This is a genomic window from Bacillus cereus group sp. MYBKT14-1 (genome assembly GCF_051915185.1).
Classification (GTDB): domain Bacteria; phylum Bacillota; class Bacilli; order Bacillales; family Bacillaceae_G; genus Bacillus_A; species Bacillus_A cereus.
Map to the genome: position 1 here is coordinate 228,863 of NZ_JBQAEF010000006.1, position 14,990 is coordinate 243,852.

Sequence of the window (14,990 nt, forward strand, 5' to 3'; positions counted from 1 at the left end):
GTTAAATCCTCCCTATTAAACATACAAATAGTATATTTATTCGATTTAATGCATTATTTTTTAATTTTTTCAAAATTCCCTATTGCTTTCTAGTCATCAGACCTTTAAAATAATAACAGTTACTCGACAAATTATTTGAATTTTCGACAAAAATACTCATTAGGAGGATTTTCTTTATATGCGTACAACTTTGAAACCAGCGCAAATACTTTCGATTAGTTTATTACTATTCGCAGTTTTCTTCGGTGCTGGTAATATGATTTTCCCGCCCCTTCTTGGTCTTTCTTCCGGAGAAAATATGTGGGTTTCCATTACAGGGTTTATTATTACAGACGTCGGTTTATCTTTACTTGCTATCGTTGCTGTTGCCCTTGCTGGTGGTAGTTTTAACACTTTAGCGAGCCGTGTTCATCCAAAATTCGCAGCAGTATTCGCTATCATTATTTATCTTTCAATCGGCCCACTATTTGTTATTCCACGAACTGGATCTGTATCTTATGAAATTGGGATTGCACCACTTTTCCCAGATCAATGGTATTCTATGTTAGTTTTTAGTGCGATTTTCTTTACAGTCGTTTACTTCTTATCATTAAATCCATCCAAGCTAGTAGATCATATTGGTAAAATATTAACGCCAATTTTACTTGTAATTATTGCAATTATGGCAACAAAAGCGATTCTTTCACCAGGAACGTTTGCAGAGCCTATCGGTGACTATAAAGACATCCCATTTTTCAAAGGATTTCTTGAAGGATTTTTAACGTTAGATGCAATTGGCGCTCTCGTACTATCAACAATTGTTGTAAATGCAATTCGTCAAAACGGTATACAAGAGAAGAAATCTATCGCGAAATATACAATCATTTGCGGAAGTATCGCTGCTCTATTCTTAACAATTGTTTACTTCTTACTCGGTTATATCGGAGCTTCAAACGGAAACTTGGGACAATTCGAGAACGGTGGTCAACTATTAGCAACTGTTATGTACCAATTCTTTGGGACAAGCGGTAATGTTTTATTAAGTATCGCCATTATCTTCGCTTGTTTAACAACAGCAATTGGTGTTGTAAGTGCATTCGCCAACTATTTCGCAACAGTATTAACAAATGTTTCTTACAAAAAGCTCGTACTATACGTTTGTATCTTTAGTTTCGTTATTTCAAACTTAGGATTAAGCTTATTAATTAAAATCACACTACCTGTATTAATTATTTTGTACCCAATTACAATCATTTTAATTTTCGTATCATTTATCGATAAATATACGAAACGTAAACCTTCTGTCTACATCGGAGCAATGATCGCAGCATTCATTATTAGCTGTATTCATGCACTTGATAATGTGGGAATGATACCAAGTTTTATCGCTAATATCGTACACACGATTCCTTTTTATAACTTAGGAATCGGCTGGATCGTTCCAGCAATAATTGGTGGTATAATCGGATACTTTATTCCGCAAACAGAAGCTGAAGGTGAAGTTTCTGCAAAGTAAAAAGAAGCAAGCATGAAATCCATGCTTGCTTCTTTTTCTCTTCACATCGTATGTTTAAACGTAAACAACTCTTCCTTTGACTGTACAGCAGATTGTTCCTCTTCTACAACTTCCTTCGTTATCTCTCCCCCTAATCGAACTTTCAACATCGCCTCTTCTAGACTTTTTACAATCATATTTCCTGAAAAAATGGTAAGCCCGAAAAATGTAATTGGGACGAGAGGAATCCATGGATGCACTGTTAAAGATCTAAAATAGACTCCAATTAGCCCTGACCATTCATGTGTGTAAGATTCTATTTCTTCTATCGGTCCTAAAAACTTAACCGTTCCGCCAAAGAATATTTCTAGTAACCCTAAGTGCAGTAAAATAGTAAGAGTCTGCGTAAACTGCTGAAAAAATACAAGTATAAACGTCATATAAAGGTGCGGGAAAAGATGCTTTATAACAATATGTCTTCTCGATCCACCTAATATGCGTGCGGCATCAACAAATTCCTCCGTTCGCAATTTACGAACTTCCTTCGCAACATACAGTGCAATAACTGGCATTACAAGCATTACAAGTAAGACAACTTGAAACGAAGCCCTTTCAAAAAAGGTTGTTGTTTCCTCCCCGCTTCCAAATGTACTTGCAAATTGAAGAAAAAAGTACGCAATCATAACTGTCGGAATAACTGTAAAACTATCAAAAAAAGCCTCAATTTTTGAAAAACCTCTTTTTACATATGTTCCAAGTACAACACCAAAGAACACACCTATTACCATTCTAAGTGCCGCAATTAAAATAGATATACCAATCGTCCACTTCGCGCCCTCAATGACTAAATGTAACAGGTCATACCCTTTCCGGTCTGTCCCGAGTAAAAATTGTAATGAAGGTGGAAACGGTGGCACTTGTGGATTTTCATCCGCATCATATTGCAATGTAACTTGTCTAATATGTCCATCATTCCATAACGTATTTCCGATGCTCAAAAGAACTAATAGGAGAAGAAACCCAATGCTTATCCAAAATCTTTTATCACGTTTTATATACGTCCACATATTATAATCTCTCCTTCATCGCAGCCGGAATGAGATAATGAAACAATTTAAATAAAATAAAAATCGGAATATATATAAGAAGCACACTAACGATGAAAACCTCAACTCTAATACCAAAATAAGATTTCAAAAACATAAAAATACCACCCGTATTAAAAATCCATTCTATAATATATAAATTAGATAACATAAAAAAGATATTCGTTTTCGCAAAGAATAATGTACTAAGCAACACATTTCGTAAAATATGACGATTTAAAATATGAAAGCGCCCCAGCCCTTTCGCCTTAGCAAATAGTACATAATCTTTTTCTAGTTCATTTTCAAAACGAAGCACGACCATTTTTACAAACATAATCGTAGTCGGGATGCTCAAACAAAGTATCGGCAATCCTCTAATTGACTCGCCTCCAATTGAAGCAATTTGAAAAGGTAAAAAACCTGTTTGTTTAAAAAACCATATAACTAAAATTTGTGATACTAAAATAAGAAGGATATCTGGAATAGATTCTAGGAAGATAAGAAATGATTTAATTCGATGTTGTATACGCGGTGAACTACTCATAATTACATAAACAATACAAAATGCTACAAATAATGAAATAAAAAAAGCAGCTAAAAAAATAATAATCGTTTCTTTATAATGGACGAACAGCTGCGGAAATAAAAATTTACCTTTCACATATTGCAAATTGGAAATATCCATTAAGTTCACAAATACTTCTTTTAAACTCTGTATGTACTTTGATACATCCAGCTTAAATCCATAAAACAATTTCGGCAGAGCCCCTAACATAATAATCCCCAAAATCGAAATAATAAATTGAATTGTCACTTCCATCCCATTCAGAAAAACTTTTTTGACCACGTTTTCCCTTCTCTCTCTTTATATTTTACTCTCTAATTTTATTCTTAATTTTCTGAATTGTAAATATTCAAACATAAAAAATCACTAGGTTATGATCCTAGTGATTCTTTATGCGCATGCCTTTCTCTTTTTGCAAACGGCATATACAAAATAAAACACCCAATAAGCGCTGCGAGTTCTAATGAAATAATATAGTAAGGATGCGGTCCTAACATATCGAGTAATGAAGCTGTTTCTGGCTTATGAGCTAAAAACATATAATTACCGCCTGTTTTATAATTCACAAACGAAACAAGCGGAATCAATATGTTTAAAAATATCATCGTACGCTTAATAGATTGCAAGGTCGGTCTATAGCCTTCCACCCAAGTCATAAAGAGTGGTGCCCAAATGAGCAATATATGCGCGATAAAATATTCAATGAAACGAAAATGCGGAAAAGCATACTGCAAGTTTGGCGTTAAAATAGCTTGTGATGCACCAATAATTCCCGTGAAAAATACAATCTCATATATGCGGTAACTTTTCGTTACGATCATAATCGACGCTAATAATAAACTAATCGTACATAATTCAAACGGTAATGAAGTAGCTAGCTCAAAAATCCCCGCTTTCCACTCCCACATATGAAGCCCAATTTCACTACCTATAAATAAAAATGCAATTGCATATCGAACCGTTATATTCCACTCACTTTGACGTAATACATCTTGGTATTGATACAGAAAAAATATCCCCACCAACATAATAAATAATATAAGGGCATGTTGCCTTGAGTATGGAATAAATGGTTTTAATGGGTGTGCGCTAAAATAAGCTTCCATCTTCCTTCCTCCTTTCCTCCATACAATATTATTGTAAGAAAGAAACGACGAGTCAATTCATTTGCTTACACTAGGACAACCTCTACCTTACATTTACATATTCATACCTTACAAAACTGTAAGGTTATTGTAAGCTAAAACGATTTGTCAGATTCTTTACCTCTTCTATACTTAATGTAGATACTAAAACGAACGAAAAGGTGATAAATAGATGAAGAAGAAAAATAAAGTGTTAATTACTAGTGTAGTAGCAATCGGAATTGCAGCTGGATCATACTTTGCATTTGCTGGTGGCGGTTCAGATGTAGCAATGGCATATAGCGGATATAAAGTAACCGAAAAACAAATCCAAAACGCGCAAAAATTTGGTGGCGAAGTTATTCCAAATGGAATTGAAACTATTTCATTCGATCCAACAAAAGGAACATATGAATTAGCTGTGAAAAAAGGCGATGAAGTGAAAAAAGGTCAGCTTCTATTTAAATACAATGATCCGACTGCGAAACAAGGTGTAACAGAAGCAGAAATGCAAAAGAAAATCGCACAAAAAGAAGTAACGTTGCTCCAAAAACAAATTGATGTAGCGAAACAAAAATTACAAAAAGATAAAAATGCAGGCCTTCCTGCTGAAGCATTAAAAGCATCAGAAGCCGAAGTTGGGCAATTAGAATCACAAATTGAAATGAAAAAGTTTGAAGTTGAAAAAGCTGATGAAATGATTAAAGCAGCAAAAGAGAAAGTAAACAATCTTTCTGTAACAAGTCCTGCTGATGGCGTAATTGATGATATCGTAAAAACTACTGACGAAAAAACAGGTATGAGCGGAATTACTCTTCGTCACGCTGGTCAATTTAAAGTAAAAGGTCAAATTTCTGAATATGAGCTTGCTAGTATGAAAGTTGGGCAAGAAGTAACTGTTTCATCAAAAACTGTCGCTGGTAAGACTTGGACAGGAAAAGTAACAGAAATCGGTTCTACACCATTAAAGAGCATGGATGAAAATAAAACTGTTTCTAACTATCAATTCACTGTCACATTAGATAATAGTGACGAATTACAAAACGGCTTCCACGTTTACGTAACAAGTAAATCTGGCGAAGCAACTGGTACAATTGTTCCGAAAAGCAGTATCGTGAAAAAAGGTGACAAAAATGTTGTCTTCGTTGTAAAAGACGGTAAGGCGAAAGAACAAGCAGTTACTGTTGAATTCGAGACTGATAGCGAAGCAAAAGTTTCTGGAGTGAAAAAAGGAGAGGAAATTATCTCTAAACCTGAAAAAGACTTAAAAGATGGTATGGAGGTTGTCGCCCAGTGATTAACTTAAAAGGCATCACGAAATCCTTCCAAAATGGTGCAGAGTCCGTTCAAATATTACACGGAATTGACGTAACACTGAACCAAGGAGAATTCACTTCAATTATGGGACCTTCTGGTTCTGGTAAATCAACACTAATGAACATTATCGGTTGCTTAGATAAACCGACGACAGGTACGTACGAACTAGCCGGTCAAAATATTTCAAACATGACTGAAACAGAACTTGCACACGTACGTAATAAAGAGATCGGATTCGTATTCCAAAACTTCATGTTATTACCGAGACTTACAGCGCTTCAAAATGTAGAACTACCTCTTATTTACGCTGGAGTCGATAAAAAAGAAAGACGCGAGCGCTCATTAGCCGCTTTAACAAAAGTCGGTTTAGCTGATCGCGCTACTCACTTACCGAACGAATTATCCGGTGGTCAAAAGCAACGTGTCGCCGTTGCCCGCGCAATCGTAAATAACCCGAAATTCATTTTAGCCGATGAACCGACGGGAGCACTTGATACGAAAACAAGTACACAAATTATGGACCTCTTTTACGAATTAAATAAACAAGGCTCAACAATCATTATGATTACCCATGACCGTGAAATCGGGGAAGCTGCAGCACGTCAAATTGTAATTCGTGACGGAAATATCGTCCAAGATTGGAGAGGTTAATTTTGAATACGAGTGAAAATATACGCATGGCCCTTTCCTCTATCTTTGCTCATAAAATGCGTTCTATATTAACGATGCTAGGTATTATTATTGGGGTTAGTGCCATCATTACTATTATCTCGATTGGGGATGGAACAAACGCAAAGTTCCGCGAACAAATCGGGAATGAAAAAAAAGATCAGTTTTCTGTAAATTATAAGACAGAAGATTACTCAGATATGGACGGCAAAATTTCCTCAAGCATGTATGAAAGTATATCCAAAATTTCTGGTGTGCAAGAAGTTTATCCAGATGTAAAAGGAAAAGAAAAAGTATATGCAGGAAAAAAAGAATTAGATCTTGATATTACCGGTGCAAAAGGTGATTATTTTGAAGATACATCTAAATTCAAACTTGAGCACGGCAGATTTTTAACAGCAGCTGATTTAGACAGACCTGAACACACAATTGTATTAAATACAGATGCTTTTGATAAATTATATTCTTCATGGGAACCAAACTTATATGTAGATATAAAAGGTACACCATACAAAGTAGTTGGCGTATATTCAATAAAAGCAATGATGGGTGGCATGACATTTAAAGAAGGTGTCATTTCAGCAGAAAACTGGCCTGTACTATTCGGGAAAAACAACTACGATTCTGTAACGGTAAAAATTGCTCCTGGTCAAGATAAGGAAACTGTTCAAGAAGCAGTTGTAAAATCATTAAATGAAGCAAAAAAACCAGAGCATTCAGGTAAATTTGAAGTACCAGATCCACAAGAATTCTTAAAAGAAATTGATAGCTTCACAGGTATATTAAAAAGTGTATTCGGTGGTATTGCCGCTATTTCCTTACTTGTAGGTGGTATTGGTGTAATGAACATTATGCTAGTATCTGTAACAGAGCGTACACGCGAAATTGGTATTCGTAAAGCATTAGGTGCAACACGTGGTAAAGTATTAATGCAATTCTTAATCGAAGCTTGCATTTTAACAGCATTAGGTGGTTTTGTCGGATTTATGCTTGGAATCTTCTTCGCATGGATTGTCGCAATGTTTGCAGGATGGCCACTTGTCGTTTCACTAAAACTAGGACTTATCTCCGTTGCCCTATCTATGTTAATCGGTATACTATTCGGTTTACTACCAGCTAACAAAGCTGCCAAACTGGATCCAATTGAATGTTTACGATATGAATAAACAAAAACGTAGGAGTTTACACTCCTGCGTTTTTTATTTATCTACTAAATTGAGTTTCTTCTATTATATATGTTTCACGTTACAACTACCATTATAATACTCTTCATTATTTATAGGTACTAAGGCTATTATCTAATTCTATTATTGCAAAAATACTATGTAACAGACGAAAATCAAGGCGTAATTTTTTCCATACTTCGACTGATTTTGTAACAATTATATCGATATTTTATTAAATTTCACCTCATTTATATATTTTCACGCCTAAAAAGATTATCGTTTCATAACTAAATTTCCATTCAAACAGTAAAATAAGCTATTTTTGTAACGCTATAGATATCATCAAGAAATATTACTGTAACATTATTAACGTTACAGTAATTGAAATACTACTCATTTTGTGTTTCATATGCCCTAATACGCCAAAAAACAACAAGGAAGCGCTATCAGGATATTTATGGAATTGTTACAGAATATTAATGCCCCGTTACGAAAGCTTTGTAATTTTATGTTTTTCGCAAATAAGAAAATAATGGTTGCTATAATGAGGTCAACGAAAACAAATGCAATGGAGGCTATTATGAAAAAATTTATGGGTATAGCAACAGCAGCGGTTTTTGGTCTTGGGATTTTCACAACATCTGCTAAAGCAGAAACAATCGTAACGACTGACGTACTAAACGTACGAGAAAACCCAACTACTGAATCAAAAGTTGTAGGAAAATTATTAGATGGATATAAAGTAAATGTTTTACATACAGAAAATGGTTGGTCAAAAGTTCAATTGAATAGCGGTAAAGAAGCTTTCATAAGCGCTGACTATACAAAAGACACTTACTACGTAACAGCAAACGTATTAAACGTACGTGCTGGGGCAAACACAGACTCAGAGATTCTTGGTAAGTTGAAAAAAGATGATGTAATTGAAACAACACACCAAGTACAAAATGATTGGATTCAATTTGAATATAACGGAAAAACAGCTTATGTTCATGTTCCTTACTTAACAGGTAAAGCACCAGTTAAAGTTCAACCAGTAGCTAAAGTTGAAAAAACGACTACAGTTCAAGATACAGCTAAAGTTCGTGAAGCAGCTAAAGCTCAGGAAGTAGCTGAAACTCAAGCAAAAGCTAAAGCAGTGGAAGCAACTAAAGCTCGCGAAGCAGCTGAAGCTCAAGCAGAAGTTAAAGCTCAAGAAGCGGCTAAAGCTCGTGAAGCAGCTAAGGCTCAAGAAGCAGCTAAAGCTCAGGCAGATGCTGAAGCTCAAGCAGAAGTTAAAGCTCAAGAGGCAGCTAAAGCTCGTGAAGCAGCTAAAGCTCAAGCAGATGCTGAAGCTCAAGCAGCGGCTAAGGCTCAAGAAGCAGCTAAAGCTCGTGAAGCAGCTAAAGCTCAAGAGGCAGCTAAAGCTCGTGAAGCAGCTAAGGCTCAAGAAGCAGCTGAAGCTCGTGAAGCGGCTAAGGCTCAAGAAGCGGCTAAAGCTCAAAAACCAGCTACACAACAACCTGTTGCAAAAGAAACTGAAACAAGTGCACCATCATCTTCTCGTGAGTTACGTGTTGTAGCAACAGCTTACACAGCAGATCCACTTGAAAATGGTTATAAAGCAGGCGACCAAGTAAAATCAGCTTTAGGCCACAACTTAACAGCTAATCCAAACATGAAACTAATTGCAGTTGATCCAAGTGTCATTCCATTAGGTTCAAAAGTATGGGTTGAAGGTTACGGAGTAGCAATCGCTGGTGATACTGGTGGAGCTATTAAAGGTAATAAAATCGACGTTTTAATGCCAGATAAAGGTTCATCAAGTAGCTGGGGACGTAAAACAGTTACAGTTAAAGTATTAAACTAGTTATAAAAAAGAGCCAGTCTCATCGTTGAGACTGGCTCTTTTTTTACTCTATTAAACTACTGAAAAATAACATAGTAAATGAAATTATATCAACGATTTTTCAAATATATCTATCGTAACCTACAATATATCAACGATTTTTCGAATATATCTATCGTAACTTATAATATATCAACGATTCGACAAGAGATATCGATTTACCGACAAATTTTGACGTTAAAAGTACTTTAATATTAAAAAGGCGGTCCAAAATTTGGAACGCCCCCTATCTTCCCTATTCCACACAAGTAAACTGCGTCCAAGCTCCTACATAATCTAGTAAGAATAACTCCTCTTCCGCAATTGTACCGACGATATTTTTCCGTTCATCTATCGGCATTTCTTTCAGAATGATTTGCAGTTCACCTTTATACTTACCAAATGAATTGTTTCCAATTACAACTTGCCCTCTTTCCTGCAGCACACTTTCACGCACTGGGAAGTCATAATCTTTGTACTTTTTACGTACTTCTGTAGAACGTACCATATACTCTGTTATGTCGCCGCGCCTTACGTGTAATTCTTGCAGCGTAGCTCTCTTCTCTACTTCAGTCGCTTCGTCTACAAAGTGCACTTTTAGCTGTAACATGTAGCGATTTAAGTTTCCTAGTTTCTCTAACTCTTCCTCACTCGCATAAGCATTTCCGATAATGACATCATCAATTAACCCTGTTGCCCATAAATGCTTCGCTTGTACTTCAATTGGTAAATTACGATGCTCTTCTAATGTACATAATCCATCGTTAATATCCCATGGACCGATGTTTGCGACATGTGATGTAATAAAGGCTGCACTGCGAATACCATGCTTTTTAAAGCGTTCACTACAGCGAATGAAATAATCGTATGGAAGACCAGTGAATTTTTGCGGATAAAAATTATGGCAACCAATTAAAGCTGATTTATTCGCTTGATGCGAAAGAATATTTTCTAAGTACGCAATATCGTTACTTACATTTAACTCAATTTTTAAACCGTACGGATTATTCGTCATTTTCGCTTCCGTTAATCCGTCAAAACCTACATCTAAACGAATACCGTCTGCGCCTAATTCTGCGAAAAATGATAGATCGCTATAACTAATACCAAGCTGATCAAACACAGCTGGAGCTACATCTAAAATAACTTCCATATTGTTATCTTTTGCGTGATTGATAATCTCTTTAAATTCAGCTACAATTTCTTCTTTCGGACGATTCACAGATAACAAACAAGTAAATATTCTTGAGAAACCGTGTCGTGCCGCTGCGGAAATATAAGCCATATCTTTTTCTTTCGTTGAATGTTCTGGATAAAGTGAAATTCCTAATTTACGCTCCATGCTTTTGCATCTCCTTCACACGTTGTATTAATGCCATGCTCGTAAATCTATATTTTGCAGATAAACACGTTGCACATAAAATTGTCGGTACAATAATTACGTACGGTGATTGCAATCCTAACATTACATATGCACCCATTGAACAACCGATAAATAAAACTGATACTAGTAGTAACACTAATAAAGATTTACTTTGTACCCATTTCGAATAATGGGCAATACACTGTCCGACCACAAATGTAATTAAGATGATAATTGCTCCGAGCATTCTGTTTTCTCCTCTCCTGCTAATTGTTGTTTCTCATACATTTTGAAGAATGGATAGTAAATAACGAATGAGATGACAAAGTTAACAAGTACAAGTACACCAGCCATAATTGTCCAGTCCGTACTAATTACCGCTGCAATTGGTGCTAACATCGTAAATGGCAGTTTCGCCATCATAAGTGGAATCATACCTGAAACAACTGCAAAATATGATACTGTCGTTGTCACTAACGGTGTAATAACGAACGGAATAATTAGAATTGGGTTCATTACAATCGGTGCCCCAAAAATAATTGGTTCGTTAATATTGAATAAACCTGGTACGAATGATAATCTACCTAACTCTTTTAGGAACTTAGATTTAGAGAACATAAACATAATTACTAAAGCTAACGTTGAGCCTGATCCCCCAATCCATACGAACCATTGAATAAATTGCTCTGTAAATAAGTTTGGTAACTGATGTGCATTTCCTGTAGCCGTGAATACTTCCATATTTTCAAGAATTGCTGAATCCCACATCGGACGAATAATTGGTCCTAAAATCGCTGGTCCATGTATACCGAATGACCAGAAAAACACGATTAAGAATACTGTTAATAAACCACCGAATAAATTATTTCCTACTAATACTGATTTTAATGGTGCGATTAAATATGTGATCGTTGTATTCACATCAAATTTCAAACCGTAGCGAATGCCCCAGAATAAAAGAATAACTGCTAATGTTGGAATTAATGCTGCAAACGAATTTGAAACTGCTGGTGGTACACTATCTGGTAATTTAATCGAGATATTATGCTTAATCATAAAATGATAAATTTCTACTGCAATTAATGCTGTAACAATTGCGCCGAATAAAGACGTTGCACTTAATGTTCCTACTGAAATATATCTCCCTGCATCAATAACACCTGGTACAGCTTTCGTAATTTGAATTGGTTCAACTGATGCTAGTAAAAAGGCGAGTACAGATAATAACCCTGCACTTAACTGATTGAGCTGATAAAAGTTCGCGAGCGAAGCCCCTACACCAAACGCTGCGTATAATGCCATTAGTCCTACTGTAAATCGAAATGGAATATCTAAAATATGACGAAACGGTGCGATCCATTCCATATATGCATCAATTGGTAAATTTAAAAAGATAACAAAAAATGATCCGACGATCGTTAACGGTAATGTAGAAATAACCCCGTTTCGAATTGCTAATAAATGTCGTTGTCCTGCAATTCTTTGCGTTGTTGGCATAATCTTTTGTTCCATAAAACTCATAAACCCATTCATCAATAGCCCTCCTCTTTCTCTCTACTATAAAAGAACGAAATAAACTTTATAACATTATAATGTTTATATTTGAAAAGATATAATTATGCTAAAACTAATTGTTCTGCTTGCTTAAGCACCTTCAAACCATCACACATGCCATAATCTCGTTGGTCTATAATCGCAACTGGTATATTGTATGAATTTGCAAGAAACTCTACAGCTGGGAATAAATATTTCACCTGTGGGCCAATTAAAACGACATCGGCTTCCTTAATTTCAAGCTTCACTAGTTCTGAATCAACTGCCTTAATTTTATAATTCTTCCCCTGTTTCTTTGCCTCTTCTTGCATTTTTCTTACGACCATACTCGTTGACATACCTGCTGCACAACATAATAAAATGTACATCTTATACGGTCACTTTCTCTTCTACTCGTTTATGAAGAGCAATAAATTCTTCAGCCAGTTCTTTCACTGTAATTGCATTCATTAAATGATCTTGTGCGTGCACCAACAGTAAACTAATTTCTGCATGATTTCCTCTTGCCTCTTCTTGAATTAAATCCGTTTGAATACGATGCGCTGCTGAAATTTCCTCACTAGCAAGTTTCATCTTTTCACCGGCATTCCCGAAATCTCCTTGTCTTGCAAAAGCAATTGCTTCAAGCGCCGCACTTCTCGCATTGCCACCATGTAAAATTAACGCAAATGGAGTTTGCATATCAGCCATTTTAAATTCCCCCAAGCTATATGTTTTCTATATTTCCATCTTATTATGAAAACGCATACAATTAAACATAAAAAACTTCCGTTATGTAACGGAAGTTTTTATATACTTTTTCAAAATGATAATAAAATCTCTTGAAAATCTTCAATTACCTCGGTCTGAGTAAGTTTCTCTATCGTAGTTTGACTAGACATAATATCATATAAAAAATCATAAAGCCTTTGCAAATCTTCATTATTATTGCGCTTTACACTAAATAAAATAATTACTTGTACTTTTTTATCTCCCCAATCAACAGCCTTTTCAAGTGTGCAAAACATCAAAAAAGTTTCCTCACTTAATAACTGCATCGGATGCGGAATCGCAACTGAATTCCCAACCGCTGTCGGAGACGTATTTTCTCTTTCCATAACAGAAGCATAAAAGTTTTCTGGTACATAGCGTTTCTCAGCAGCTTTCTCACATAAAAACTGAATAACATCCTCTTTCGTAGAAGCACTATAATTTAAAAAGATTAAATCTTCCTTAATATAAGGCTGCACACTAGTATTCACATGCGTAAACAACCGCTGACCAATCGATTTAATCTCTTTATCATCAAATATTGAATTCACTTTTATAACTGGAACAGGCAAGCCACTCGGTATATGAATCGTACTAATAATACAATCTATTTTTTCTTTATAAAGATCTTCTACTTTCAATTGATAATAGCCTGTAATACCTACAATCTCTAATTTATCTCGGAACTGTGATAAAATTTTATATTTTAATAGTTGGGCACTTCCTTGACCAGTCGCACAAACTAATAAGCATCTTTTCTTTTGATTTTGCTCCTGCAAACGGCTCATAGCTCCACCGAAGTGAATTGCAATATAACCAATTTCACTTTCAGGGATCGATTCACCCGTATATTCACCAATGATATCTCCAACGAGAACCGCAATTTCAAAAGCATACGGATAATTCTTTTTCACTTCTGCCAAAAGAGGATTTCTCGTATTTAACTTATACTTCAAACGATTTAATAACGTTTTTAAATGAATACCAAATCCAAATAATAATTCTTCATCATAATAAAAAATAAGATTCCGTTCTTCCGCTACTTTAAAAAGAATATGTTGCATAAATGCATATATATCTTTCCCTAATAGCTCTTCTATATTTTCATAGCGATTTCTCGTTGTAACAGCAGTACTTAATAAATGCATCGTCACATATAATACTTCTTCTTCTGGAAATGAAAATTTTAACGCTTTCTCTAAATCTCCTAAAATCTGCTTCGCAATTGTATATTCTTTCTTTATTATAAGTTCTGATTGCTCCGCATGCAGTCCTTTCATATAATGTTGACTTTGACAACGCTTTAATGCGATTGCAATATGAATGACTAAATTATCAATTTCTATATCAGATAAATATATTGTTCCGCCTTCAATATACTTTAATATAATTGAACGAATGAGTGATATATGCGGTAGCGATAAATATGTCTCCGTCTGCTCAAATTGCTCATGAAACGGAGTATGGTCATAACGCGGTAAACCATATTGTGATAAACAAGAACGAATATTAAATTCCTCTCCAACAATACGTATACCATAATACGGTCTCTTCTCAATTTGTAATTTATAGCGACCACATATATCTGTAACATCTTTCATAATTAAATTGACCGTTGATTTGCTCACATACATCTCTTCCGCTAATTCTGAAAGCTTCACATATCCCTCTGTCATTAAAACACGCTGCAGAATGTACGCTATTCTTTCTTCATAAGAAGTTGGGATCTTTTCCGTCTGTTTTTGAAATAGACTCACACAAAAGTCTTCAAATTTCTTCTTTTTTATAATTTCTAATTCGTACCCAGTCCCTCTTTGCGATTCGATTTTCGCTCCGTTTTCTTCCAATATATCATTTAATAATTTTATATCCTTTTGAATCGTCTTCGTCGATACATGTAAACGGCCCGCTAAAAAAGCTCGATTTAACATCGATTTCTCTTCTAAAAATTCCTCTAAAATAGAAATTAATCGCTGATGCACCTTTGTCATAGCTCTTCCTCTCGCTCTTTATATATAAAGGGGGAAAAGCTGCTGAAATCAGTAGTTTTTCC

The 14,990-nt window shown here is 35.3% G+C and carries 14 protein-coding genes; 5 read left to right on the forward strand and 9 right to left on the reverse strand.

Annotated features, from left to right (window positions below; genetic code table 11):
- The first annotated feature begins 178 nt into the window (after positions 1 to 178).
- Positions 179 to 1,495 carry a branched-chain amino acid transport system II carrier protein BrnQ2 gene (gene brnQ2 / locus ACTFO4_RS17415; protein WP_001260934.1) on the forward strand — a complete coding sequence of 439 codons (1,317 nt, stop codon included), beginning with the start codon at positions 179 to 181 and terminating at the stop codon, positions 1,493 to 1,495.
- A gap of 41 nt (positions 1,496 to 1,536) precedes the next feature.
- On the opposite strand, the gene ACTFO4_RS17420 is transcribed toward brnQ2, so the two are convergent.
- The 3 genes from ACTFO4_RS17420 to ACTFO4_RS17430 form a co-directional block, all read right to left on the reverse strand.
- The gene (locus ACTFO4_RS17420) at positions 1,537 to 2,541 is read right to left on the reverse strand and encodes an ABC transporter permease (protein WP_061456818.1); all 1,005 of its coding nucleotides are present in this window, start codon (positions 2,539 to 2,541) and stop codon (positions 1,537 to 1,539) included.
- Between the two features lies 1 nt (position 2,542).
- Positions 2,543 to 3,409 carry an ABC transporter permease subunit gene (locus ACTFO4_RS17425; RefSeq protein ID WP_000239670.1) on the reverse strand — a complete coding sequence of 289 codons (867 nt, stop codon included), beginning with the start codon at positions 3,407 to 3,409 and terminating at the stop codon, positions 2,543 to 2,545.
- Between the two features lie 89 nt (positions 3,410 to 3,498).
- Complete coding sequence (locus tag ACTFO4_RS17430) at positions 3,499 to 4,233, reverse strand: YwaF family protein (RefSeq protein WP_000388698.1); 735 nt, start codon at positions 4,231 to 4,233, stop codon at positions 3,499 to 3,501.
- A gap of 211 nt (positions 4,234 to 4,444) precedes the next feature.
- Here ACTFO4_RS17430 and ACTFO4_RS17435 point away from each other — a divergent pair, with 211 nt between their 5' ends.
- The 4 genes from ACTFO4_RS17435 to entC all read left to right on the forward strand — a co-directional run bounded on the left by ACTFO4_RS17435 (position 4,445) and on the right by entC (position 9,252).
- Positions 4,445 to 5,548, forward strand: coding sequence for an efflux RND transporter periplasmic adaptor subunit (locus ACTFO4_RS17435; RefSeq protein WP_000728808.1), 1,104 nt, complete (start codon positions 4,445 to 4,447; stop codon positions 5,546 to 5,548).
- Positions 5,545 to 6,219: an ABC transporter ATP-binding protein gene (locus ACTFO4_RS17440; RefSeq protein ID WP_000609104.1), complete on the forward strand. Its 675-nt coding sequence runs from the start codon at positions 5,545 to 5,547 to the stop codon at positions 6,217 to 6,219. The genes ACTFO4_RS17435 and ACTFO4_RS17440 overlap by 4 nt, the downstream gene beginning before the upstream one ends.
- 26 nt (positions 6,220 to 6,245) lie before the next feature.
- Positions 6,246 to 7,403 carry an ABC transporter permease gene (locus tag ACTFO4_RS17445; RefSeq protein ID WP_002197439.1) on the forward strand — a complete coding sequence of 386 codons (1,158 nt, stop codon included), beginning with the start codon at positions 6,246 to 6,248 and terminating at the stop codon, positions 7,401 to 7,403.
- 457 nt (positions 7,404 to 7,860) lie between these two features.
- Complete coding sequence (gene entC, locus ACTFO4_RS17450) at positions 7,861 to 9,252, forward strand: cell wall-binding protein EntC (RefSeq protein ID WP_017673126.1); 1,392 nt, start codon at positions 7,861 to 7,863, stop codon at positions 9,250 to 9,252.
- 274 nt (positions 9,253 to 9,526) lie between these two features.
- Here the strand turns inward: entC and ACTFO4_RS17455 are convergent, their stop codons facing one another.
- From ACTFO4_RS17455 to ACTFO4_RS17480, 6 genes are all read right to left on the reverse strand, one after another.
- Positions 9,527 to 10,612, reverse strand: a complete 1,086-nt coding sequence (locus ACTFO4_RS17455) for a DUF871 domain-containing protein (RefSeq protein WP_000440054.1) — start codon at positions 10,610 to 10,612, stop codon at positions 9,527 to 9,529.
- The gene (locus ACTFO4_RS17460; RefSeq protein WP_000900048.1) at positions 10,602 to 10,880 is read right to left on the reverse strand and encodes a hypothetical protein; all 279 of its coding nucleotides are present in this window, start codon (positions 10,878 to 10,880) and stop codon (positions 10,602 to 10,604) included. The genes ACTFO4_RS17455 and ACTFO4_RS17460 overlap by 11 nt, the downstream gene beginning before the upstream one ends.
- Positions 10,856 to 12,166, reverse strand: a complete 1,311-nt coding sequence (locus ACTFO4_RS17465) for a PTS sugar transporter subunit IIC (RefSeq protein WP_001013065.1) — start codon at positions 12,164 to 12,166, stop codon at positions 10,856 to 10,858. Before ACTFO4_RS17465 ends, ACTFO4_RS17460 begins: the two co-directional genes overlap by 25 nt.
- Positions 12,167 to 12,249: 83 nt before the next feature.
- Entirely contained in the window at positions 12,250 to 12,555 is a 306-nt protein-coding gene (locus ACTFO4_RS17470) for a PTS sugar transporter subunit IIB (RefSeq protein ID WP_000275642.1), read from the reverse strand.
- A 1-nt stretch (position 12,556) separates the two neighbouring features.
- Positions 12,557 to 12,877 (reverse strand): PTS lactose/cellobiose transporter subunit IIA, encoded by a 321-nt coding sequence (locus ACTFO4_RS17475; protein WP_000774631.1) that lies wholly within the window; start codon positions 12,875 to 12,877, stop codon positions 12,557 to 12,559.
- Positions 12,878 to 12,987: 110 nt separating this feature from the next.
- Positions 12,988 to 14,928 carry a BglG family transcription antiterminator gene (locus tag ACTFO4_RS17480; RefSeq protein WP_119682986.1) on the reverse strand — a complete coding sequence of 647 codons (1,941 nt, stop codon included), beginning with the start codon at positions 14,926 to 14,928 and terminating at the stop codon, positions 12,988 to 12,990.
- Positions 14,929 to 14,990: the final 62 nt, after the last annotated feature.